24 protein-coding genes are annotated in these 22,237 nt (G+C 70.9%); 16 read left to right on the top strand and 8 right to left on the bottom strand.

Annotated features, from left to right (window positions below; translation table 11 throughout):
- Positions 1–39 precede the first annotated feature (39 nt).
- Positions 40–1,155: a hypothetical protein gene (locus WMF42_RS25625; RefSeq protein WP_437685345.1), complete on the top strand. Its 1,116-nt coding sequence runs from the start codon at positions 40–42 to the stop codon at positions 1,153–1,155.
- 132 nt (positions 1,156–1,287) lie between these two features.
- Here the strand turns inward: WMF42_RS25625 and WMF42_RS25620 are convergent, their stop codons facing one another.
- Positions 1,288–1,848, bottom strand: a complete 561-nt coding sequence (locus tag WMF42_RS25620; RefSeq protein WP_437685343.1) for a helix-turn-helix domain-containing protein — start codon at positions 1,846–1,848, stop codon at positions 1,288–1,290.
- Between the two features lie 90 nt (positions 1,849–1,938).
- Between WMF42_RS25620 and WMF42_RS25615 the strand changes: the two genes are divergently transcribed.
- Positions 1,939–2,751: an SDR family NAD(P)-dependent oxidoreductase gene (locus WMF42_RS25615; RefSeq protein WP_437685341.1), complete on the top strand. Its 813-nt coding sequence runs from the start codon at positions 1,939–1,941 to the stop codon at positions 2,749–2,751.
- Positions 2,748–3,773 carry an S-adenosylmethionine:tRNA ribosyltransferase-isomerase gene (locus WMF42_RS25610; RefSeq protein WP_437685339.1) on the top strand — a complete coding sequence of 342 codons (1,026 nt, stop codon included), beginning with the start codon at positions 2,748–2,750 and terminating at the stop codon, positions 3,771–3,773. The genes WMF42_RS25615 and WMF42_RS25610 overlap by 4 nt, the downstream gene beginning before the upstream one ends.
- 52 nt (positions 3,774–3,825) lie before the next feature.
- On the opposite strand, the gene WMF42_RS25605 is transcribed toward WMF42_RS25610, so the two are convergent.
- The gene (locus WMF42_RS25605) at positions 3,826–4,509 is read right to left on the bottom strand and encodes an O-methyltransferase (protein WP_434041196.1); all 684 of its coding nucleotides are present in this window, start codon (positions 4,507–4,509) and stop codon (positions 3,826–3,828) included.
- A 605-nt stretch (positions 4,510–5,114) separates the two neighbouring features.
- Between WMF42_RS25605 and WMF42_RS25600 the strand changes: the two genes are divergently transcribed.
- The 4 genes from WMF42_RS25600 to WMF42_RS25585 are packed head-to-tail and all read left to right on the top strand — an operon-like array spanning position 5,115 to position 9,139.
- A complete protein-coding gene (locus tag WMF42_RS25600; RefSeq protein WP_437685337.1) occupies positions 5,115–5,771 on the top strand; it encodes a thermostable hemolysin in 657 nt (218 codons plus the stop codon).
- Positions 5,758–7,332 carry an AMP-binding protein gene (locus tag WMF42_RS25595; protein ID WP_437685335.1) on the top strand — a complete coding sequence of 525 codons (1,575 nt, stop codon included), beginning with the start codon at positions 5,758–5,760 and terminating at the stop codon, positions 7,330–7,332. The genes WMF42_RS25600 and WMF42_RS25595 overlap by 14 nt, the downstream gene beginning before the upstream one ends.
- Complete coding sequence (locus WMF42_RS25590) at positions 7,320–8,237, top strand: TauD/TfdA family dioxygenase (protein WP_437685333.1); 918 nt, start codon at positions 7,320–7,322, stop codon at positions 8,235–8,237. Before WMF42_RS25595 ends, WMF42_RS25590 begins: the two co-directional genes overlap by 13 nt.
- 5 nt (positions 8,238–8,242) lie before the next feature.
- The gene (locus WMF42_RS25585; RefSeq protein ID WP_061606866.1) at positions 8,243–9,139 is read left to right on the top strand and encodes a diiron oxygenase; all 897 of its coding nucleotides are present in this window, start codon (positions 8,243–8,245) and stop codon (positions 9,137–9,139) included.
- A 73-nt stretch (positions 9,140–9,212) separates the two neighbouring features.
- On the opposite strand, the gene WMF42_RS25580 is transcribed toward WMF42_RS25585, so the two are convergent.
- Positions 9,213–9,404 carry a hypothetical protein gene (locus WMF42_RS25580; RefSeq protein ID WP_437685331.1) on the bottom strand — a complete coding sequence of 64 codons (192 nt, stop codon included), beginning with the start codon at positions 9,402–9,404 and terminating at the stop codon, positions 9,213–9,215.
- A gap of 285 nt (positions 9,405–9,689) precedes the next feature.
- On the opposite strand from WMF42_RS25580, the gene WMF42_RS25575 reads away from it, so the two are divergent.
- Positions 9,690–10,307: a glutathione S-transferase family protein gene (locus tag WMF42_RS25575; protein ID WP_061606867.1), complete on the top strand. Its 618-nt coding sequence runs from the start codon at positions 9,690–9,692 to the stop codon at positions 10,305–10,307.
- Here WMF42_RS25575 and WMF42_RS25570 read toward each other — a convergent pair.
- Positions 10,297–11,244 carry an NAD-dependent epimerase/dehydratase family protein gene (locus WMF42_RS25570; RefSeq protein ID WP_061606868.1) on the bottom strand — a complete coding sequence of 316 codons (948 nt, stop codon included), beginning with the start codon at positions 11,242–11,244 and terminating at the stop codon, positions 10,297–10,299. The genes WMF42_RS25575 and WMF42_RS25570 overlap by 11 nt on opposite strands.
- A gap of 94 nt (positions 11,245–11,338) precedes the next feature.
- Between WMF42_RS25570 and WMF42_RS25565 the strand changes: the two genes are divergently transcribed.
- The gene (locus WMF42_RS25565; RefSeq protein ID WP_061606869.1) at positions 11,339–12,271 is read left to right on the top strand and encodes an AraC family transcriptional regulator; all 933 of its coding nucleotides are present in this window, start codon (positions 11,339–11,341) and stop codon (positions 12,269–12,271) included.
- A gap of 29 nt (positions 12,272–12,300) precedes the next feature.
- Here the strand turns inward: WMF42_RS25565 and WMF42_RS25560 are convergent, their stop codons facing one another.
- A complete protein-coding gene (locus WMF42_RS25560; protein ID WP_437685329.1) occupies positions 12,301–13,278 on the bottom strand; it encodes a DUF4423 domain-containing protein in 978 nt (325 codons plus the stop codon).
- A gap of 107 nt (positions 13,279–13,385) precedes the next feature.
- Between WMF42_RS25560 and WMF42_RS25555 the strand changes: the two genes are divergently transcribed.
- Positions 13,386–14,012 carry a hypothetical protein gene (locus tag WMF42_RS25555; protein WP_061606000.1) on the top strand — a complete coding sequence of 209 codons (627 nt, stop codon included), beginning with the start codon at positions 13,386–13,388 and terminating at the stop codon, positions 14,010–14,012.
- Between the two features lie 43 nt (positions 14,013–14,055).
- Here WMF42_RS25555 and WMF42_RS25550 read toward each other — a convergent pair whose 3' ends face one another.
- Positions 14,056–15,408, bottom strand: a complete 1,353-nt coding sequence (locus WMF42_RS25550; RefSeq protein ID WP_437685327.1) for a hypothetical protein — start codon at positions 15,406–15,408, stop codon at positions 14,056–14,058.
- An 89-nt stretch (positions 15,409–15,497) separates the two neighbouring features.
- Here WMF42_RS25550 and WMF42_RS25545 point away from each other — a divergent pair, with 89 nt between their 5' ends.
- Positions 15,498–16,493, top strand: coding sequence for a TetR/AcrR family transcriptional regulator (locus WMF42_RS25545; RefSeq protein WP_437685325.1), 996 nt, complete (start codon positions 15,498–15,500; stop codon positions 16,491–16,493).
- 64 nt (positions 16,494–16,557) lie between these two features.
- On the opposite strand, the gene WMF42_RS25540 is transcribed toward WMF42_RS25545, so the two are convergent.
- Complete coding sequence (locus tag WMF42_RS25540) at positions 16,558–17,520, bottom strand: PAS domain S-box protein (protein WP_061605982.1); 963 nt, start codon at positions 17,518–17,520, stop codon at positions 16,558–16,560.
- Positions 17,521–18,285: 765 nt separating this feature from the next.
- Between WMF42_RS25540 and WMF42_RS25535 the strand changes: the two genes are divergently transcribed.
- The 4 genes from WMF42_RS25535 to WMF42_RS25520 all read left to right on the top strand — a co-directional run bounded on the left by WMF42_RS25535 (position 18,286) and on the right by WMF42_RS25520 (position 20,404).
- A complete protein-coding gene (locus tag WMF42_RS25535) occupies positions 18,286–18,990 on the top strand; it encodes a hypothetical protein (protein WP_437685323.1) in 705 nt (234 codons plus the stop codon).
- An 18-nt stretch (positions 18,991–19,008) separates the two neighbouring features.
- On the top strand, positions 19,009–19,524 hold the full coding sequence (locus WMF42_RS25530) for a hypothetical protein (RefSeq protein WP_061605984.1): 516 nt from the start codon (positions 19,009–19,011) through the stop codon (positions 19,522–19,524).
- Positions 19,525–19,555: 31 nt separating this feature from the next.
- Complete coding sequence (locus tag WMF42_RS25525) at positions 19,556–20,026, top strand: hypothetical protein (RefSeq protein ID WP_437685321.1); 471 nt, start codon at positions 19,556–19,558, stop codon at positions 20,024–20,026.
- A gap of 183 nt (positions 20,027–20,209) precedes the next feature.
- Positions 20,210–20,404: a hypothetical protein gene (locus WMF42_RS25520; protein WP_061605986.1), complete on the top strand. Its 195-nt coding sequence runs from the start codon at positions 20,210–20,212 to the stop codon at positions 20,402–20,404.
- A gap of 25 nt (positions 20,405–20,429) precedes the next feature.
- On the opposite strand, the gene WMF42_RS25515 is transcribed toward WMF42_RS25520, so the two are convergent.
- Positions 20,430–20,615, bottom strand: coding sequence for a hypothetical protein (locus WMF42_RS25515; protein WP_437685319.1), 186 nt, complete (start codon positions 20,613–20,615; stop codon positions 20,430–20,432).
- Positions 20,616–20,843: 228 nt separating this feature from the next.
- Here WMF42_RS25515 and WMF42_RS25510 point away from each other — a divergent pair, with 228 nt between their 5' ends.
- Positions 20,844–22,151: an FAD-dependent oxidoreductase gene (locus tag WMF42_RS25510; protein ID WP_437685317.1), complete on the top strand. Its 1,308-nt coding sequence runs from the start codon at positions 20,844–20,846 to the stop codon at positions 22,149–22,151.
- The last annotated feature ends 86 nt before the right edge of the window (positions 22,152–22,237 follow it).

Raw genomic sequence — 22,237 nt, 5'->3', positions numbered from 1 at the left:
TTTCCCTGATCCGGGCCCAACCTTGATAGGCTCACGTCCATGTCGAATTATCTTTCATGGACTTCCGGGATCATCGCGGCGCTGCTCTGCACGGCAGCGATGGAGTCGAGCGCGGAGGCGTGCAGCCCTCCGCTGCCGGGTCTGACGGGCACGCTTCCGGAGAGCGGCGGGTCGCTCCCGGCGAACGCCGCGATCTTCTTCGATGGGTACTCGATCTCGCTGGACGCTGTGTCGGTGACCGTCGGCGGCGAGCCGGCGAGCCTCGTGGCGGTGACGGACTTGCCGTCTCTGGGGTACAGCCTCGTCGCGCGGATCGATCCGCCGCCCGGCGAGGGGCAGGCGATCGTGATCGAGGGCGACTTCTGCAGGGCGGCGGAGCCGTGCGGGCCGACCCGGATCGAGCTCACCGCCGGCGCCGCGGACGCGGACGCTCCTGCGGGGCCGAGCGGGGTGTCGTTCGATGTTCACGATCACGCCGATTTCAAGTCGAGCGGCGGAGACTGCCAGGTGGACAGCGATCTCTCCTGGTGGGTCACTGTCGAGGGGGAGATCGCGGGGAGCGGCGAGGCCCCCGTGATCACCACGATCGAGGCGTTCCTGGATGACACGTTCACGGATCCCGTGATGTCGCAGAGCAGGCTCATGAACGCCGCGGCGCTGACAGTGGCCCTGAGCCGGACGACCGACGTGCTCGACGGCGCCGCTGCCCCGGAGGCGTTCTGCTTCCGGGCCACGGCGATCGACGCGGCCGGGAACGCCGCGGGCGAGGCCGTGCACGCCTGCAAGCCTTGCTATTACCGGAAGGACCCGGACACGGTGCAGCCGGGCCTCGGCGCGCCGCCCGAGCCGGCGTGGACCGAGGCGGACGTCTATCCCGGGGGGACGTGCGATTCCGGGATGGGGCCGGGCGGCGGCGGCGGCGGCGCGGGCGGCAGCGGCGCGGGCGCGGGCGGCAGCGACGCGGGCGCGGGCGGCAGCGACGCGGGCGCGGGCGGCAGCGACGCGGGCGCGGGCGGCAGCGGCGGCGACGGCGAGGCGGAGGACAGCGGGTGCAGCTTCCGGGCTGCGGGTGGATCCGGCGGCGCGGGGAGTCCCGGGGTCGCGGCGCTCGCGCTGCTCGCGTGCGCGGCGCTCGCCGGGCGAAGGAAGCGCTAAAAGCCGTCTCCCATCTCCCATCTCCCATCTCCCGTCTGGCGTCCGCGTTCGCACGCCAGACGAGGAGGTGAGGGGTGAGACGTGAGGGATTTGTCGCGCAGGCAGCCATCGCCAGTGGAGCGCGCCTTTCCTTCAGAGCACCCGCGCCAGGACGACGACCGAGTAGCCGACCGCGGGCTGCTTGCTGGGGTTGTGGTACGAGTGGCGCTGATCGCCGCGGAACACCGCTACATCGCCCGAGCCGAGCGTGAACCGCTCGCCGCTCACCACGAGCAGCATCTCCCCCGACTCGCACGTCAGGTACTCGCGCGTCCCCGGGGTGTGCGGGACGCCCGTCATCCGCCCGCCCGGCGGGATCTCGATGCGATCCATCTCCATGCCCGGGATCGGGTCGGGCAGGAGCTTGCGGACGAGCGCCTGCCCGGGCGAGCGCGTGGGCAGCGTGTCGCGCGCGTAGAGCTGGCATGTCGCGCGAGGGGCAGAGAGCATCTCCTCGATCGAGACCTGGAGCGCGGCGGCGGCGCGGTGCAGGACGCCGAGCGTCGGGTTCGCCGCGCCTGACTCGAGGTGCGCCCACGTCGCCCGCGGCACGCCGGCGAGCTTGGCGAGCTGCTGCTGCGTCAGCCCACGGGCCTCCCGCAGCTGCTTGATGTTCTTCGCGAGCCTCCCCGCGAGCTCCGCGTCCTGGTCCATGCCCGGAGATTAGCACGTTTCCAAGGAATTGGAGCCATCTCCAACAGGTGAGCCAGCGCGGATTAGCCTGTGGTCGAGGAGGAAGCCACGATGAACAACGAATCGACCGGAAGCAATGCGCTCATCCAGGCCGAGGCGAGCTCGCAGACGTCGCTCCCCCGCGCCGCCGGGGCCGGGCCGTTCGCGCCGCGGGCCGCGCTGGTGACGGGGGCGAGCCGCGGGCTCGGCGCCGCGCTCGCGCGGGAGCTCGCCCGGCGGGGCGCGAAGGTGGTGCTGGTCGCGCGCGAGCGCGCGCCGCTCGAGGCGGTGGCGGCCGAGATCACCGCGCAGGGCGGGGTCGCGCACGCGCTCGCGGCGGACATCGGCGACAAGGGGCAGACCCACGCGATCGCGGGCGCGGCGGCGGCGCTTGTCGGGCCCATCGACCTGCTCATCCACAACGCGAGCACGCTCGGCAAGACGCCGCTCTCGATCCTGCTCGACACCGAGTGCGAGGATCTCGGCCGCGTGCTCGAGGTCAACGTCGTCGGCCCCTTCCGCCTCACGAAGGTGATCGCCGGCTCGATGGCGCTCCGGCGGCGCGGGGTCGTCGTCCACATCAGCTCGGACGCGGCCGTGAACGCCTATCCGCGGTGGGGCGCTTATGGCATCTCCAAGGCGGCGCTCGACCACCTCTCGCGCACGTGGGCCGCGGAGCTCGAGGGCACGGGCGTCTCGTTCTATGCGGTGGATCCCGGCGAGATGGACACGCGGATGCACGCCGAAGCCATCCCCGACGCCGACCCGAGCACGCTGGCCAACCCCGCGGACGTCGCTCGCCGGATCGTCGGCCTGGTCGCCCGCGCGGGCGAGGTGCCGAGCGGCGCTCGCCTCGAGGCCGCGAGCCTCCCGGAGGCGCCATGAGCCCCGCCGCATGGCCTCGCCAGAGCCCCCTGGAGGAGCGCCTCCTCCACGTGGACCCGCGCCTCGGGCGCCTGCGCGACGCGCGCATCGCGGACCTGCCCGTGCTCCTCGAGCCGGGCGATCTCCTGGTCGTCAACGACGGCGCCACGCTGCCCGCGTCGCTGCACGGCGCGACCGAGCGCGGCGAGACGGTGGAAGTGCGGCTCATCGGCGAGCTGTCCGAGGGGCGCTATTCAGCCCTCCTGTTCGGCGCCGGCGACTGGCGCACGCGCACCGAGGATCGCCCGGCGCCGCCCGCGCTCGGCCCGGGCGACGCCGTGACGTTCGGCGACGACCTCGCGGCCGTCGTCGAGCGCGTCTCCGCGGCCTCGGCGCGCCTCGTCGAGATCGCCTTTCGCGAGCGGGGCGCCGCGCTCTGGTCGGCGCTCTACCGCCGGGGCCGCCCGATCCAGTATGCGTACCTCGATGGCCCCATCGAGCTCTGGCACGCGCAGACGCTGTATGCGAGCCGACCGCTCTGCGCCGAGCTCCCCTCGGCCGGGCGGCCGCTCGTGTGGGGCCTCCTGCTCGAGCTGATCCGCCGCGGCGTCCAGATCGCGTGGGTCACCCACGCGGCCGGGATCTCGTCGACCGGCGACGAGGCGCTCGACGCCCAGCTCCCCCTGCCGGAGCGCTTCGAGATCCCCGACGAGACGGTGGCCGCGGTGCGTGAGGCCAGGGCGGGCGGGCGCCGGGTCATCGCGGTGGGGACGACGGTGACGCGCGCCCTCGAGGGCTGCGCTGCCCAGCACGGAGGGGAGCTCCGGGCCGGCCCGGGCGTCACCGATCTCGTCCTTCATCACGGCTTCCGGCCGAGGATCGTCGATGGGCTGCTCACCGGCGTGCACGACCCGACGGAGAGCCATTTCCGGCTCCTCGAGGCGTTCGCGCCGGCCCCGCTGCTCCACCGCGCCCACGCCCACGCCGAGCAGGCAGGTTACCTCTGCCACGAGTTCGGCGACTCGTACCTCGTCCTGAGCTGAGCCGCCGCGGGTGGCGCCGACGTCCGAGGCGCGCGAACAGCAGACCTTTATCCTACTGGACGCGCCCGGCGCTCGTGACGAAGGAGAGCTCCAGCCCGTCGTCGAGCGGCACGGCGACGGAGAGATAGCCGTTGCCCTCCTTCCGGACGTACTCGAGATAAGGCGTCACGGACTCCGGGTACACCGTCGTGTCGTCCGCGATGACGAGCGCTCCAGGGTTCAGGTGCGGCTCCAGGAGCTGGAGCACGGGGAGATAGATCTCCTTCCATCCGTCGAGCAGGACCATGTCGATCCCCCCCTCGAACCCCTGCGTCAGCGTCTGAAGCGCGTCGCCCTCACGGAGCTCGACCAGATCGGCGAGGCCCGTGGAGCGCAGGTTCTCGCGGGCCCTCGCGGCCTTGATCGGGTTGAGCTCCGTGGCGACCAGCCGCCCCGCGCCGCTGTCGCGGAGCGCGGAGGCGAGGTGAATGGCCGAGATGCCGAACGACGTGCCGAACTCGACGACGAGCCGCGGCCGGCGAGCCCTCGTCAGGATGTACAGGAGGCGACCGACCTCCGGCGCGACCGGCATGTAGGCCTTGTCGAGCTCCTTCGCCCAGTACTGGGCGCTCTTCGGCCCACCTGTCCTCTCGATCTCGGCGATGATGTGGTCGAAGACGGCCGGATCGGTGCTGTCCGCCTCGCTGTAGATCCGGGCAAGGACGCGGGAAACTTCGGGGGTGCTCAATGAATCCATGGAGTGCTCCTGTCGGGCGTGGTTCGTGTGTGGTCGACGAGAAGCGAGAGCCGGGCCTCGTCCGAGGACGCTCTGGCCACGAGGGCTCTCGCTTCATGAGGCCATCGCCTCGCTGTACGTCGCCGTCGTCCAGGTGATTGAGCAACGCCTGTGCCCGAGTCGCGAGGCGCCAGCGCCCGCTCGGCGCCGAGCGGCGCGAGCTCGGGCCGAGCTGCTGTCGAGCCCTGCGGGACTTTCGCCGTCATGGCGCCGGCGTCGATGACCTTCTGACCGGGAATGCGCGGCGCGGCGGCCGATGATCCGGCAGGATCGCGCCGGCACGACGCCTGGGCTCCGCCGGCCGGATCGGGAGCCCGGACGGGCCATCTCGTCGGCGGACCCGCCGCCCGGGCCTTGCTCACCCGCGTTGCGCACTCGCGCAAACGCCGGCGGGATAGGCGCTGATGGCCCCGGCCGACGCCCGGGCCACGCGAGCGAGAGGCGCGCGCCGGCGCCCGGCGAAAGCGCGGAGGGAGACGGACGATGGCCAGATGGATCGTGCATTGCAGCTGGCCGCGGCGAGCGCTTGACCACGTAGGTCGATCGCAATCGAAAGGATGTTCTGCATGCACATCAATGTCTCGTTCGAGCCGAGCGACGCCTTTGGCCAGGCCGTCGACCTGGTTCGCCAGAAGTACCGGCGCTCCTTCGGCGCCGAGGTGCAGCCCAGCCCGGATTGCTTCATCGTCTGCGCCACGGATCAGGGCCTCGGCGCCGGCGCGCCGAAGGTGGTCGCCTGCGCCGGGATCACCTTCAGCTCGGGCGCCCGCCTCTTCTCGGAGCAGTACATCGACGAGCCGATCGAGCAGACCCTCTCCGCGATGGAGCGGCGGCCGGTGGGCCGCGACGAGATCGTGGAGGTCGGTTCGCTCGCGTCCGTCGAGCACCGCGCCGGGACAGAGCTGATCCGCGTCGTGCCGATCCTCGCCTGGTGCCTTGGCAAGAGATACATCCTCTGCACGATCACGGCGAACCTGAAGCTCATCTTCGACGCCGTTGGCCTCAACTTCCAGCCCATCCAGGGCGCGGACGTCGCCCGGCTCGGCGCCGGAGCGCAGGACAGGTGGGGCAGCTATTACGAGCGGCGGCCGCAGACCGGCTTCATCAGGCTCGAGGCGATCGCGGAGATGTTCTCTCGCAACACGGGCCGCTACAGGTTCGCGGCCCTCGACCTCCGGCTGGAAGAGCACAGGAGGGCGGAGCGCTACCATGAGGCTCATTGACCACATCGTCGCCGTGGGCGAAGCGCGGCCGGACGCCGTCATGGTCGAGGTGCTGGACGCCGCACCCGGCGCGCGGCGCAGCCATCGATGGCGCGAGATGCTCGACGCGGTCTCCGCGCTGCGAGCCTGGCTGATCGACAAGCAGGGCGCGGCCGGCGGCGGCCTGCGGGTAGGGCTTGTCATGGCCAATTCGCCGGAGTGGGTCGCGGCCGATCTGGCGCTCTTGCTCAGCGGGTCCGTCGAGGTGCCGATCCCGCTCGCGTTCTCGGCGGCGCAGGCCAGGAGCCTGCTGGAGCACGTCGATCTCTGCCTTGTCGACGGGCCTGGGCAGGCCAGGCTGCGCGCGTGGGCCGAGGCCGGCGTCGCGGCCCCGAGGTGCGTCCCCGTCGACGTCGACGCGCTGAGCCGGCGCGGCGGGCCGAGGGACCTCACGCCCCGCCGGCGTCAGGACTTCATCTGCAAGATCATCCATACGTCGGGCACCACCAGCGCGCCGAAGGGCGTGAAGATCCGGGCTCTCGGCGTCGACGATCTCGTCGAGGCGCTGCGCCGCGAGGTGCGGCCGGGCACGTACGCGCGGTACCTGTCGATGGTGCCCCTGAGCCTGCTCATCGAGCAGGTCACCGGCATCTACATGACGCTGAGCGACGGCGGCACGCTGGTGCTCCTCTCGCCGCCATCGCTGCTCCTCGGCACCCCGGGGACGACAGCGAAGGCGATCTTGCCGTATCTCCGGCTCGCGCGCCCCTCGGCCATGACGCTCCCGCCGGCCATGGTGGAGGCGATCGACGGCTCCTGCCAGGCGACCGACAAGCGCGGCGAGGCCCTGTTCCAACAGCTCTTCGGCCGCGACGAGCCCGCGTTCATCGGCTGCGGCGGCGCCCCGATCGCGCCGGACGTGCTCTCCCGCCTCGCCCGGCGCGGGCTCCCCGTCTACGAGGGCTACGGGCTGAGCGAGAACTCCTCCGTCGCGACGTGGAACGTCCCCGGGAAGACCAGGATCGGGACGGTGGGGAGGCCGCTCGAGCACGTGGAGGTCAAGCTCGGGGCAGACGGCGAGCTCTTGATCAGGAGCTCTTCCCTGTTCGCCGGCTACACCTCGGCCGACCCGTCGAGCTGCGTCGTCGACCCGGAGGGCTGGCTGCACACGGGGGACATCGCCGAGATCGACGGCGACGGCTTCGTCCGCATCACCGGCCGGAAGAAGAACCTGATCATCACGGCCAGCGGGAGGAACGTCTCCCCCGCGTGGGTCGAGTCGCGGTACAGGTCGCTCGATTTCGTGGAAGAGGCGGTCATCTTCGGCGATCGCCTCGAGAAGATACACGGCCTCTTCCTCGTGGAGGATCACGTCGATCCGGCCGCGGCCCGGGCCGCGATCGACGACTTCGGCCGTCGGCACCTGTCCGAGGTGGAGCGGGCAGCGGAGATCGTCGTCCTGAAGAGCACCCCTGAGCTTCACCGACATTGCTTCACCATCACCGGCCGCCCCATCCGCGCCGAGCTCTGGAAGCGCGTGACGCTGGAGCTCGGCCTCGAGGAGAGCTCATGTCCTGCGTGACGACGAAGACCAGCCATGCGCACGGCGACGGCGCGCTCATCACCGCGGAGCGGGGCACGCCGCTCGACGTCCTCGACAGGTCCATCGCGATGGAGATGCTGGCGGACGCCGGCTTCCTCCTGCTGCGCGGCTTCGACGTCAGCCTGCGCGAGTTCTCGCGGCTCGTGCGGCGCATGAGCGCGCGGATCACCCTCGACCCGGCCCGGTCGCTCCACGGCGGCGTGGCGCAGAAGGTCGACGCCGGGCTCGATGCCGTCGGGCTCCACTGCGAGAACGGCAACAGCCCGTTCATGCCGCACCTCTGCTGGTTCTTCTGCGAGAAGGCGGCCTCGGTCGGCTCGGAGACGACGGTGTGCGACGGCTACAGGGTGTGGGACGCGCTCGCGCCGGCCGCGCAGCGGGCCTTCCTGGACAGGGACATCGTGTACAGCCGCCGCGTCGAGGCCGCGAAGTGGAAGGGCTTCGTCTACCACGCGCTGCAAGGGAAGAAGGCGATCGAGGACATCACCGTCGACGACCTGCTCTCGCTCGCCGAGGGCCGCCCCGGCACGGTGATCCGGCCCTGCGACGACGGGGCGATCTACTACGAGTTCCAGGTGCCGGCCGCCAGGGAGACGCTGTTCTCCGACCGCATCGCCTTCGCCAACAGCATCCTGGGCCCGTCCTACAACTACGAGAAGCCGAGGATCACGTTCGCCGATCGCGAGGCGATCCCGCCGTCGCTCCTCGGCGAGGTGGTCCGGGTGACGGAGGCGGTGACCATGGATGTCGCCTGGCAGGACGGCGACGTGCTGCTGATCGACAACACCCGGGTGATGCACGGTCGCCGCGCGATCCTCGACCCGCGCCGCACCATCTACAACGCCCTGAGCTTCATCGGGCTCGAACCTGGAGGGGAGGGGTGAGGGACATGCGCTCCGAGCTGCACGACATCAATCGAGACGCTCACCTGCGGACGATGCACCCGAGCGGCCTCGCCTGGCCCGCGCAGATCCGCCCGGAGGAGCTCGACTTCATCTCGGGCGTGGCGTTCGACGCGCCGGGGCACCGCGCGGGCGCGGTCGCCTACGTGGCCAAGGAGCTCGCGCAGCTCGCCGAGATAGAGCGCCACGTCTCGGCGGTGATGACCTACGTCATGGCAGAGGTCCAGTCGGACGCGGGGCCCCTCGGCGAGGGGTTCGAGCTCCACCACGCGCTGTCCTGCTTCGCCGCGGAGGAGCTCCAGCACGCCAACATGTTCTACCGCTACGTCCGGCTCCTGTCGGGGCGCGACTTCAAATGTCCCGACAACCGCTTCAGCGAGCGGGTCGCCCTGTACCACGGCGACGACTCGCCGTACGTGAAGCTCTCGGCGCTCTGCTGCTCCGCGTACATCGGCGAGTCGATCATCACCGTGTTCGAGCGCCGCCTCAGGGCGCTCGACCCGGAGCGGACGTTCTTCTTCACCCAGGTCCTGCACGCCCACGGCCTCGACGAGGCGCGCCACGTCCAGTTCGATCACTTCCTGTTCGACAACGTGATCCCGGCCCTGAGCCGGCAGGAGCGGCGCCGGATGCGCGAGATCCTGGAGCGCACCGAGGCGCTCAACGGCGAGCTGGCGAGGCGCTTCGAGGAGCACGCCAGGGCGACGTTCGGCCTCGACTACACGGCGCAGAACGTCGCGCACGAGACGCAGCTCAAGCTCGCGCGATCGTTCCGTGGCCTCATGCTCGACGGGGAGATCGCCCGCAAGGTGGATGAGGGCATGAGCGACGCGGATCGCCGCGTGGTGAGGGAGTTCTGCCACGCGGAGACGATCCACGGTTGAAGCGGGGTCCTCGTCTTCGGCAGAGGACCGTTCAGCGGGCGAGCGCGAAGGCGAACGGCGCGAGGCCGCGCTTTCACACCACGGAGGTGACGAGCAAGGCGACCGCCTCGGGGCCGCGCGCGGTCGTGACGTCTCCGAGATCCTCGATCCAGTCCGCCGGCCACCCCAGATCGCCGAGCAGCCTCCTGACGACCGCCTTCGCGTTCTCGTCGTTGCCGGAGAGGAACGCGGTCGGGGAGACGCGCAGGCTCGTTGGATCGGCCATGACGGTGAACAGCTCTGGCACAGGCGCTACGAGAACCACAAGGCGCACGCGTGGCTGCGTGGACGCACGCGCGAGATCGTTCAGGACATCGATCCTCGGAGCGCCGTCACATGAAGGCCGTCGAGGCACATCGCGTCTCTCGAGCCCTCGCCGAAAGTCGTCATCTCTGCGCGAACCCCTCAGCCTTCGCTTGATCTCCGCGAGGCGTCCGGGGACCATGCGCCGCAGCTACCCGGACGGGTGCCGGGAGAGCCGGCGCGCGGCGCGGGGACGAGGGAGAGCCAGATGATCGACCTGTACACGTGGACCACACCGAACGGCTACAAGCCCGTCATCCTCCTCGAGGAGCTCGAGATCGCCTATGCGATCAAGCCCATCGACATCGGGTCCGGCGCGCAGCACCAGCCGGATTACCTGCGCATCAACCCGAACGGGAAGATCCCCGCGCTGGTGGATCACGACCACCCGAACGGGCCGGTCACCGTCTTCGAGTCGGGGGCGATCCTCATCTACCTCGCCGAGAAGACGGGCAAGCTGCTGCCCGCGAGCGAGCCGGGCCGGTCGCGCGTCATCGAGTGGCTGATGTTCCAGATGGGCTCGGTGGGCCCGATGCTTGGCCAGCTCGGGCATTTTCGCAACGCGCCCGAGAAGATCCCCTACGCCATCGAGCGCTACCAGAAGGAGCAGGACCGCATCTACAAGGTGCTCGACGGCCGCCTCGCCGGATCCGAGCACCTCGCCGACGCGTACTCGATCGCGGACATCGCGACCTTCCCCTGGATCTCCATGGCCGCGCGCATGGGGATCAGCCTGGAGCCGTATCCGAACCTCGCCCGCTGGGAGCAGGCGATCAAGGCGAGGCCGGCCGTCACACGCGCGTTCGAGGCGAAGATCAAGCCCTGAGAGCGCGCTCGCCCCGACCTGCTTCCAGGGCAACCCGGGTCGGGTCGTCGGACCGGCCCAGATCGGTGTAGCGCTGGGCCGGGTTGCGCAGGGCGCCGCAGATCCCCCCGAGCGCCTCTCCGACCCTCGGCGACCAGCCCAGGCCGCGCAGCCTTGTCGCGTCGAGGGCCGCGTCGATGGCCAGGAATCCCGCGATGAGCCCGTGGGCAGCCTGGGCTTCCGCGAGGCTCCACGAGCGCGCCGGCACCCCGGCGGCATCGCCGATCGCCGAGAAGAGGGCCGCCATGGGCTCGGGCGACGCCTCGGCGGCATGGAAGACGCCTGTCGCCTCCGACTCCAGCAGCGTCGCGTAGGCCACCGCCAGGTCCTGCACGTGGACAGTGGACCAGCGGTTTGCGCCATCGTCGATATAACGCGCCACCCCCGCGGCGCGCGCGCCCTTCACCAGGGTCGCCACCGGGCCTGCGCCGTCGCCGTAGACCATGGGCGGCCGCACGACAAGGCCACGGACATTCGCCGCATCGAGCACGCGCGACTCGGCCGCCGCCAGCCAGTCGAGCGGCCCGCCCGGGCTCGCCGTATCGTCCTCCGGTACGGGCACGCGCGAGGAGCGCGCTCGCGGCGCCCCGGTGGTCGTGACGAAGACTCCGCCGCTCATCGCCGAGAGCATCGCGGTGACCGCCTCGGCGTCCGTGGCCGCGCGGTCCTCTCCCGTCGTCGCCGCGGTGTGCACCACGCCGTCGCCGGCCGCCGCCTCGCGCGCGAGCACGTCGAGCGCATGGAGACCGCCCCGCACCGGGTCTGCTCCGCTGGCGCGCACCTTCGCTTCCGACGCGTCGCTGCGGGCGAGCCCGCGCACGCGGTGCCCGCGAGCGACCAGGGCGCGGGCGACCGCCGATCCGATGTAGCCGCTCGCGCCGGTGATGAAAACGTCCATGTGTCTGTCTCCTTGTCTGTCGGTGCCCGGATCCTGGTGGACGCCCGGCGGGGTCACCATGTGATAGAGTCCATCTGCCTTTTGTGATCGTCCAATGACGGATGTCCTCACCGCGCTGCTCCGCCACGTGCGCATCGAGACCAGCCTCTTCGGCCGTATCGAGCTCGGCGCCCCGTGGGGGGCCCGCGTCGGCCGGCGAGACGCCGTGCTGCTCCACCACGTCCTCGAGGGCGAGATGTGGCTGGAGCTGGACGGCCGAGAGCTCCATGTAGACCGGGGCGACCTGCTGCTGCTGCCGCACGGCGCCCCCCACTGCCTCCGACACCGACAGGGGGCTCCGGTCGCCGACGAGGAGCGCTGGATGGCGCCTCCTCGGCCGGGCGCGCAGTCGGTGCGGCGTCGACTCGGGGGCGACGGCGCGATGACGGTGGTGCTGTGCGCCGCCATGAGCCTCACCGGCGCCGGGCGGTCGCTGCTCCTCCGCGCGCTCCCCTCGGCGGTGCTCATCGACGGCGGCGCCGGGGAGCCGGTGCCCGGCCTCGGCCGGCTGCTGGACGGCATCCGCGACGAGGTGCGCGGCCGGCGCCCGGGTGCGCCGGTCATGGCCGCTCGCTTCGCGGAGCTGCTCCTGCTGCAGGCGATCCGGGCGGAGATCGAGCGCCCCGCGCCTCCTGGCTCCTTTCGTGCCGCGCTCGCGGACGCGCGCGTCGCCCGCGCCCTGGACGCGCTCTACCAGGCCCCGGAGCGCGCGTGGACCGTGGCCTCCCTCGCGCGGGAGGCGGGCATGAGCCGCTCAGGCTTCGCTCACGCGTTCCGCGAGCACGTGGGAGAGAGCCCGCTCCGGCACCTGACGCGCTGGCGCATGGAGCTGGCGAAGGAGGAGCTGAGAGACCATCCCGAGCTCGCCCTCGCCGAGGTGGCGTCGTCCGTGGGCTACCGGGACGAGGCCGCCTTCAACGTCGCGTTTCGCCGGGAGGTCGGGGTCCCTCCGGGCGCCTACCGCGCCGGGGGCGCATCGCGGCCCTGAGCTCCAGCGAGCGCCTCATCGGCCCGGGTTCACGCGCCGAGCTCGAAGAGCTGCATCGCCACCAGCGCGACGCAATCGGGCTCGCGCGAGTCCGACACGATCTGGCGGAGCTCGTGGAAATACCGCACGTGCAACGCGCGCAGCCGCTCGAGGTCACGGCGCGCGACGCTGACGAGGTTGTAGGAATACAGGCCTGGATCGCCGCGGCCCTGCCGGCGCGCGGCGACGTCGAGCCAGTGCGATTTCAATCGCTGTCGCGGCTCGGCGGCGCCTCGGGTCATGTCGACCGTCTCGGCCGTGGCGGCGTACCGCCCTCCGCGCCATCGGACCAGGCCCGCCCGCGACAGGGCCTCGATGCACGCGCGCACCTCGTCCTCCGGGAGCCGGAGGCGCGCGGCGACCCAGGCGTCGTCGTGGCAGGGGAGGGCCGCGTAGCTCGCGAGCTCGAGGACGCGCAGGACGGCGTGAGACCAGGGCAGCTCCGTCGCTATCCGGCGGCGCTCCTCGAGCACGCGGAAGTCGCGCGCCACCGAGGGCAGCTCGCCCGGGTGGACGAAGAGGGCGAGGAAGTCGAGGAGCCGGTCGGTCGTCGCGTCGACGATGGCCAGCACGTCGGGGAGCCGGGGCTGGGATGTGCCCGCGATGAAGCGCGACACCTGGGACGCGCTGCGCCCGATGCGGGCGCCGATCTCGGCGTTGCTCAGGCCCCCCTTGATGACCTGGAAGAGCGTCGCCGTGAGGGCCGGGTCCGAGACGGCGACGCCCGCGCCGAACGCTGACTCCTGGCGCACGAAATCCGAGAGCGCGCGGTGGACGCCGACGCCGTTGTACGCCGCGACGCGCAGCAGCGTCGGGAGCGTCGGAAAGCGCCGCCCGGACTCCCACCCGAAGGCGACGTTCGTGCCGTACCCGAGCCGGACGCTGAGCTGCCGCTGCGAGCGCCGGCCGCGGAGAGCACGGCAGAAATCCTTTGCGATCTCATCGTACTGCGCCCTCTTGTATCTCATATATGCATCGATGATAGCATATCGGCGCGATAGATAATGCGTATCTGCGCTACATGCGCTTGCGCTGGCCCCTGCGCTGCGGCAAGTGGATGGCGATGGAGGCTTCGATGAACGTACGGCTCGCTTGCTGGCTCCTCGTGGGGCTGCTCATGGGGTGCGCGAGCGCCGGGGGACAGACGGGGGAGATCGCCGCCGATCCCTGCGACTCCTTCCCGGAGGTGGCGGGTCAGTTCGTGGAGCATGGCCTCACCGACCCGACGCCCCTCGGCGTGAGCGGCCAGGAGGCCATCGACGCGACAGGCGGGTCAGGGAGCTTCGACGTGGCGTGGGCCAACGGGACGAAGAGCGCCGTGAGCTGGTCCCTCGCCGCCGACACCGAGAGCTCGCCGGTTGTCGCCTACGTCGACCGCAGCAGCGCGTGTGCCGACGCGTACCTGCAGGTCCTCGTGCTCGGCCGCCTGTCGAGCGCCGACGGCATCCTCGATCACGAGCAGCGGGGCGCGCTCCATCGCGGCGACGACGGGGCCGCGCACCTCCGCCTGTTCTTCCTCTTCGACGAGAACCCGTTCCCGGACGTGTACGCCGGCGGTGGGTCGGGGGATGGCTGCGCGGGGTGCAGCGGCGCCTTCGAGCTCTCCGTCGAATCGCGCTGGGAGGCGGGCGAGTCGACCCCTCATGGCCATGTCTACTTGATCGAGAGCGGGACGCTGCTCGGCGAAGTCGGCGCCTTTTGAGCGCGACCGCGGCGGGACCGCGGGCGAGGTGGCGGTCGCGGCGTCACGGCGTCATCGGCAGCGCGACAAGGATGTTCGCGTTACACATCTCGTTCTGCGTGCCCCACCCTGGCAGCACCGGGGCCTCGGCGTCGCGCGTGTCGAAGGTGCACGTCACCTCGATCGACGAGCCCGGGTCGAGCAGCGGCCGCGTGCGGTACCAGTACACGTTCTGCCAGTGGACGTCCCAGTCCTCCACGCGCGCGATGCAGCTCTCCTGCGCCCCCGACGTCACGCGTATATCGAAGGTGCGCCCGCGCTCGTGCATGTGCGGCATCACGCCGAGCACCTCGATCGGGGGCAGCGCCGGGTCGAGCGTGAGCTCCGCCCGCGTCCTGCGCCACGTATAGGCCGCGTCCTGCTGGCCGGGCGGCAGCGTGTCCGGGCCGTCGGGCTCGAAGAGGGTCGTGAGGAAGCCGTCGTCGCCGAGGAACACGGCGCGCCGCTCCACGGTGTCCTCATAGCGGAGCCGGAGGCGCGTCGAGTCCTCGGAGGAGGCGCCCGTGTGGTCATGGATGTTGTAATGCACCTGGACGACGAAGACGTCCTTCGCGGAGACCGGCGCCCCGGTGCCGCCGGGCAACTCGACCACGTCCTGCCCGGGCGCCCAGGCGAACAGCGGCTGGAACGGCAACTCGTCGGCCGGTCCGCCGAAGCACTCCCAGCCGGGCCGGTCCGGCGAGGCATCGTCGAGCTCCGTCATCACGTCCTGGTTCGTCTTGCCCTCCGCCAGCGACGGATCCGAGGGCGTCACCCGATAGACCGTGACGTGATGAACGATGGACCGGACCCCGGGCGTCACCTGATATCCGGTGATGAAGCGGTCCGCGTCGAGGCCCGGGTCCACGGGGAAGCACCTCCACTCGTCGTGGGCCGCGAGGGGATCGGCGGGGTCGACCATGGGGGTGATCGGCGGCGTCATGTAGTCGACCCCGCCCTCGAGCGTGGGCACGGGCGGGGCGGGCGGCGCGCCCGCGCGATCGCCCTCGGCGCGCGCCCCGGTCGCCCAGCGATGGATGACGTCGAGCTCCTCGGCCGTGAGCGTCGCCTCGTCCTTGAAGTCGCCGCACGAGCCGTCGTGCGTCACGAGAAACGGAGGCATGTGGCCGCCCTGCACGGCGTCGTCGATCGCGCCGGCGCGCGCCTTCGCCGAGGTGTAGTCGTCCAGGCGGAAGGGCGCGAGCCCGCCCTCCTGATGACACGCGGCGCACCTGGACGTCGTTATCGGCGCGACGTCCTGCCAGAACGTGGGCTCCGGCGTCGGCTCCTGCTCCTGCGCCGCGCATCCGAGCGCGAGCGCGAGCGGCACGACGGCCGAGAGGCCGCGCGCGTGGAGGGGCAGGGTCGTCGTTCGCATCGATCGCCTCGGGTCGTGCTGCATCAAGCGGGCCTCCTTGAAATGTGTACAACGTACACGTTTGTGTATGTGCTATACGCAGTCGAGGGATGGCTGTCAAACCACCGGGGCGTCGGAAAACGGCGACGGAGTACAGCGGCGGCGGCGACGCCGTGCGCAGCCTGGAGCTCCTCTGGGGGGTCAGGAAGCGGCCGAGCCGGGGGCCCAAGCCTGGCCTGAGCCTCGATCAGATCGTGCGGGCCGCCATCGAGCTCGCCGACGGCGAGGGGCTCTCGGCGCTGTCGATGCAGCGGGTCGCCGGGAAGCTCGGGTTCACGACGATGTCGCTCTACCGGTACGTTCCGAGCAAGGCCGAGCTCCTGGATCTCATGCTGGACACCGTCGCGGGGGAGCTGCCCCTCGTCGACGGCGTCCCCGGGGGGTGGCGGGCCAAGCTCGAGGCGGCGGCGCTCGCGGACTGGGCGCTCTACCACCGCCACCCGTGGTTCTTGCACGTGACGCCGGTGCGCCCCGTGATGGGGCCGAACGGGATGGCGGCGTACGACGCGGAGCTCCGCGCTGTCTGCGGGATCGGCCTCACCGACCGCGAGGTGATCGCCGCCGTCCACCTCGTCGACGGGTACGTCCGGGGCGCGGCGAGGCTCTCGGTGGACGCTGTCGAGGCCGAGCGGGAGACCGGCGTCACCGACGAGCAGTGGTGGTCCGAGCGCGCGTACTTCTGGGACAAGCTCTTCGACCCGGGTCGCCTCCCGACGATGGCGAAGCTGATGCGCTCGGGCGCCTTCGACGAGCACCCCTTCACGGAGGACGTGTTCCTGTTCGGCCTGCAGCGCGTGCTCGAGGGCATCGAGGCGCTCGTCCGATCGCGCTCCGGCCACCGTGATGAAACTCGTGATGAAACAGGCGCCACGGCGCGTGATTGTGACGAAACATCCGGCGACGCCCCTCGGCCTGGAGATCGGCCGACGTGCGCGCAGTGCGGCGGCGAGATCGCCCAGCCCGCCACGGGGCGGCCCCGGGCTTACTGCTCACGGGCGTGTCAGCAGCGCGCTTACCGGGCGCGCAACGCGGCCGACGGACGGTGATCGCCGCCTGTCCGCGCCCGGCGTCCGAGCGCTCGCTGGACCGTCGGGGACGGCGGAGAGAGGCTCAGGCGGAGATCGGGCGCGCCTTGCGCGCCAGCGCGTAGGCGATGCCGCTTTGCAGGGTGCCGCAGGTGACGAGCCCTCTCAGCTCGGTCCCCAGGTCGACAAGCGCCTGCGCGACGACGGGGCGGATGCCCGAGAGTACCACCTCGGCGCCGAGCAGCCGCGCGGCCTGCGCGACGCGGACCAGCGCGGCGGCGACGTCCCCGTCCACGTTCTTCACGCCGGTGATGTCGAGGATCGCGACAACCGCTTGCCTCTCGCCGAGCGCGTTCAGGAGGATCTCGAGGATCTGCTGCGCGCGCTCGCTGTCGATCGTCCCGATGAGCGGCATGGCGATCACCCCGTCGGCGATCGGGATGAGCGGCGTGCCGAGCTCCCGGAGCGCCGCCTGCTGCACCTGGATCACCTGCATCTGCGCGAGCATCTCCTGCTCGTAGCGGAGCTGCTCCGTGATGTCCCTGAAGAAGGCCGCGAAGCCCGTGGGCTCGCCCGTCGGGCTCACGAGCGCGAAGGCGCTGAGCTGCCCCATCCACGTGCTCCCGTCCGGTCGCCGGATCCTGAGGACGCCGCGCCAGGCGCCCTCCGTCGCGAGGGCGGGCATGGCCACGTTGGAGAGCTGGGCGAAGTCCTCGGGTGCATAGAAGAAAGAGAGCGGCTTGCCGATGCCCCCGTCGGCGAAGCCGCTCATCGCCTTGAAGGCCAGGTTTGCGTAGGTGACAACGCCGGTCAGGGTCGTCATGGTGATGCCGTCGAGGGCATGGTCGACCAGCCGCTTCGAGACAGCGGCATCCTCGGCCTGGCGGCGCAGGTCGGCCTCTCTCTCCATCTGGGCCGCGGTGTCCTGAGCCACGCGGCGCAGCTCGGCTCGCAGATCGCGCTCTGTTTGCTCCAGCTCGGACAGGCGAGCGCGGAGCGCGGCCAGCTCGATCTCCTGCGCGCAGTGACCCGAATCGTGAGAATCCATGGACCTTCCTGGGTGAATTCAGACGGTGCCGACTCGGCATCTCGCCCGGGTCGCGAGGCTACTACCGATGGACCGCCACTGGGAAGCGCTCGTCGCGGCCCGGAGCGGCCGTGCCACTGCGAGCTCGGCTGCTGCGCTCCTGCGTCGAGCGCCCACGCGCGCGCACCTGTCCCGGCACCGGGGGGCGCGCCGCATGCCTGCTGGACTCCCGCGCAACCCGCGTGTGCGCTGGCACCAATCGATGACTGGCTGATGGCCACATCCCACCGCGGCTCGATGTGCCCGCTCGCTGCGAGCGTCGATGTGGTCCCAACCGGTGGTCCGTCGCGCCCGAGCCCGTGTCTCGGGGCGGCTGTCGCGCCGACGTCGACGGGCGCACGGCCTCGCCCGGTCCCTCCGAGCGCTGCCGCGTCGCCAGGGCTTGCAACAGCGTTCGTGTGGGTGTATGTAGGACGAATGCGGTCGGCTCACGCGCGCCTTCCGGCAGGCTCACGCGCGCCCTCGCGGAGGGGCAGGAGCGCGGTGGAAATCAGGATGCCACGGCGGTCGACGCGGACGAAATCACTTGCTTCCCCGGGGCTGCTTCTGTGTCCTGCCGCCGCTCGCTGGCTCCGCCCGGCGGACGGCCTCTTCGGGCGCCCGGCCATCCGCGCCCGGCACAGCGGATTCTCCGATGACGCGACGCGGCTTCGCGTGGCTGTCGGCTCGCCAGCTCCCGCGCCCGCTTGACGGAATCACCCTACGGCTCCAGAAAGATCGCACTACATGCAAACGAAGACCATCCTGCCTGTCGTGGTGTTGACGGCCTTCGCCGTGGCGGCCTCTGGTTGCGGCAATGGCGGCACCGAGCGTTCCAACGAGCGGTGGGCGACCACCGAGAACACCACCGTCGAGCTCGACTTCGACAAGATCAACGAAGCGTACAAGACGGCGGAGGGGCCCGAGGACTTCGAGCGGCGCGTCAACGAGATCTACCAGGGGAGCGAGGTCATCAGCGTCGCCGTCCAGGACCTCGACGCCAAGACGCAGGTCGTCACCGGGTTCTTCGACAAGAACACCGACGGCGCCGTGCAGGACCCGGAGAAGGTGTTCACGATCCGCCGCGACGTGACGGGCGAAGGCGCCGCGCAGATGCAGACGTCCGGGTACGGCGCCTTCGGCTACTACCACTCGCCGTTGATGGGCATCGCGTCCGGCATGCTCCTCGGCTCGATGCTGTCGTCTGCGTTCCGCCCGAACTACGTGCCGGTCTACACCCAGCCGTACACAACGCCGCCGAGCCGCGCGTCCGCCCTGCAGTCCCACCGCGACTCGTTCCGCGCCTCGAGCCCGTCCGGCGTCGACAAGAGCAAGGCGTCGCAGACCGGGCGGCGTTACAACAGCATCGGCGGCGGTCGGTCCGGCGGCGGCTCGCGGTTCGGCATTCACCGCAGCGATCGCAGCCGCAGGCCCGAGCGCCTCGTCGCATAGCGCGCGCCTCCCGCGGCGATGCAGCCCCTCCGGAGCATCTCGGAGCTCCCTTTCCACGGCCGTCCGGCGCTGGAGCTCCTCAACCTCGAACAGCACCGGGACGCGCCGGACCTGGAGTCCACGCAGTTCGGCTGGTGCCAGGTGGCCGAGGTCTGGCTCGACGGCCGCGCGGATCGCGCGCCGCTGCGGGTGACGGACGCGCTCATCGTGGCGGTGCACGCCGCGGACGAGCCGGAGGCGCTGTCGGACGACGTGGAGCTCGAGTTCTTCGTCGAGGAGGTCGCGAAGGACTACTCGGTGACCGTGCTCCTGTCGACGTTCCTCGATCGCTGGCTGCCCGCCGCGTTCCGCGGCGAGCGGGCGATCGTGCTCGCCATGTGCAACCCCCACGCCGCGCGCATCCGGCCGCCGAAGGCGGCAGGGCGCACGCCCGTCTACTACGCCGACGGGGACGTGGACACGTGGCTCGACACAGATGGAGACGGTCGCCAGCGCATCCGCCTCGAGGCGGAGGCCTGGCACATCGCGGAGTGAGTCGATGGGCTTTGGACGAAGAGATGCGGTCGTGTCGCGCGAGCAGAAGCTGGTCTTCGCCGGCATCTACGTGCTGAAGAAGATGGACCTGAAGCCCGCCGAGGGCGGCATGGAGATGCCCCTCGTGCTGCCGTCCGAGCTGACGCCCTTGCAGGACGTTCTCCAGGAGCTCGTGAACGCGGACTTCGTCGAGGTCAACCGCCGCAAGGCGCGGTTCGAGGTCACCAAGAAGGGGCTTGCCTACCTCTCCGAGATCATCGACGAGGCGGAGGCGCTCGTCGACGAGTTCGACGAGGCGTCGCTCGAGGAGGCGGTGGCCGAGCTCCGCAGCCGGAACGTGGACGTGCTGCGGGCCCGCTTCCTGTGGGGCTGGTACGACGGCGAGCTGGACGATCTCGTGCTCTTCCAGCAGCGCCGGGGCGCGGAGCCGGTCGAGCCGTGGTGGGCAGATTACCTCCTGAGCGACGCGTTCTACGAGGCGCTGAGGAGCGATTACGAGTGACCTTCAAGACCCAGCCGCCGCGCGGACGGGTCATGCGAGACTAGCTCCTTCCGAGCTCCAGCAGAGCGGGCTTGTCAAATGGCCAAACGTTGACGAGCTCCGGCAGCACGACGCCACCTCCAGCCTCTTGTGCGCTGCGTCGACCGTCTCTTCCCATCCGACGCGCTTTGTGGCACCATTGGCATGGCCATCCTCCTGCCTGGCCGACCTGCCATCCCGAGCGAGCGCGCTATCATGGCGACGTACAAGAGCGACAAGGCGACACACCTGAGCAACAAGGGGATCGCTGTCCACGCCGACCTGAAGCGTCTCAAGGCAGGGGTGCTGGATGCGATCGCGGTCGTGCGACGAGGGGACAGCGATGCCGCTCTCGCTTGAGCAGAAGAGGCGGCTTGTCGATTTGCTACTGGCCACCCCACCAGCGTCGCTCTTCAACGGGCGAACGGTGCTCCTCGGTGAAGCCGGGCGCCTCTCGTTGCAGCGCGATGAAGGCAGTGCTCGGCTCGATCTCGAAGGGATCGTGCAACAGCTCGGGAAGCTCAGCGCTGATGACGCGCTGGCGGAGCTGGTCGAGAACGCCATCGGCCATGTGCCTGGGACGACCGTGGCCCGTGAGCTCGAGGGGCTGCTCCGATCGATGAAGCGATCGCCCGCGCGTCCATCGGTGACGGGCCAGGGCGCTGCCACGCCCGAGGACGCAGACGGCCGGATCGCTGCGTCGACCCCCGCGCCTCCAGGCGCAGCCCCGGCCCCGGCCTCGCTCGCGGAGGCCGAGGGAACCGTCGCGTCACGAGGGCGTGCAGGGAAGGACGAGCGGGTGACCAGCGCTCGAGACCGACATACGGTAGGGCCTGACGAGCTGCTCCAGCAGATGCGCGCGGAGGACGGACTCTACGTGCTCGGTTGCTTCGAGCGCCGCGTGACGCTCGCCTCGCAGCAGGTTCGGGCGCTCAACCTCGTCTATGCGCTGCACGAACGCAGGATCGTGCCGACGAACGGCGCGATCCTCGTGGTGGGCGGGGGCGTGGCCGGCATGACCGCGGCCGCCGGAGCGGCGCGGCTCGGGTACAAGGTCACGCTCGTCGAGCAACGGGACGAGCTGCTGCCTCTCTTGCGCGGCAACGCCAAGCGCTGGCTCCATCCGCGCGTCTACGACTGGCCCGAGCCTGACGCTGAGCACCCCGAGGCCGACGTGCCGGTGCTCCCCTGGAGGGCCGCGCCGGCCGGCGAGGTGGTAGAGCAGCTCGAGAGGCAGTGGAAGGCGCTGCCGGAGCTGCCCCGGATCGAGGTGCTCCTCAGCGCCCGCGTCGTCGACCTCGGGCAGGGCGCACCGCGACGCGTGTCGCTGAACGCCCCCGGTCTGAAGCGGCGCGAGGTCGCCGCGGTGATCCTCGCCGTCGGCTTCGGCCTCGAGCGCCGGGTCGAAGGGGTCGACTTCGTGTCGTATTGGGACGACGATAACCTCGACCAGTCCCCGCGGCGGAGCCCAGCGCGCTACTTCATCTCGGGCACCGGCGACGGGGGCCTCATCGACGCGGTCCGCGCCCGCCTGCGCGGCTTTCGGCACGACCGGCTGCTCGCGGACTTCGTTGGAGCGGAAGAGCTCGGCTCCGTCCGACAGGCGCTCCTCGACATCGAACACGAGGCTGTCGCGCGAGAGATCCGGAGCGCTGGCAGCGCCCGTGACCACCTCTACGATGCCTATGAGGGGCTTGGCGAGAAGTACGCCGACGTCCTCGACGCGAGCGTCGACGCCGCCATTCGTGAACGGCTGCGCAACGACGTCACGGTTGTTCTCGGCGGCCTCGAATCGGTTCCATTCTCTCTCGGCGCTTCGATACTCAGCCGCTTCCTCGTCTCGCGGCTGCTCTTCGCGTTTGGCCTCGCGTACCACCCTGGTGGCTTCTCGCGTATCTCGCGAGCGCCCGACGGCTACGAGGTTCAGTTTCAGCTCGGAGGCCCCGAGCGCTTCGATCGTGTGATCTGTCGTCACGGCCCCCAGGCGGCGATCGAGAGAGAGTTCCCTCCGATCTGGGAGAAATGTGTCCAGCCCATGCGCGCCTTCGCGTCGCTCGATCAGACCCGCTGGCCCATCTACAAGCGCGCTTACGAGCGCGCTCCGTGAAGCGGCTCCCACGCCACGTCCCAAAGGAGGGCCCCGTCAGGATGACATGCGCGGGCGACAAGGGAATCGCGAGCCACGCCGCCGAG

It is taken from the genome of Sorangium sp. So ce176, assembly GCF_051519835.1.
GTDB classification, from domain to species: domain Bacteria; phylum Myxococcota_A; class Polyangia; order Polyangiales; family Polyangiaceae; genus Sorangium; species Sorangium cellulosum_G.
Note: the sequence above shows the minus strand (reverse complement) of the source record. Positions and strands in the feature narration are given on the sequence as shown.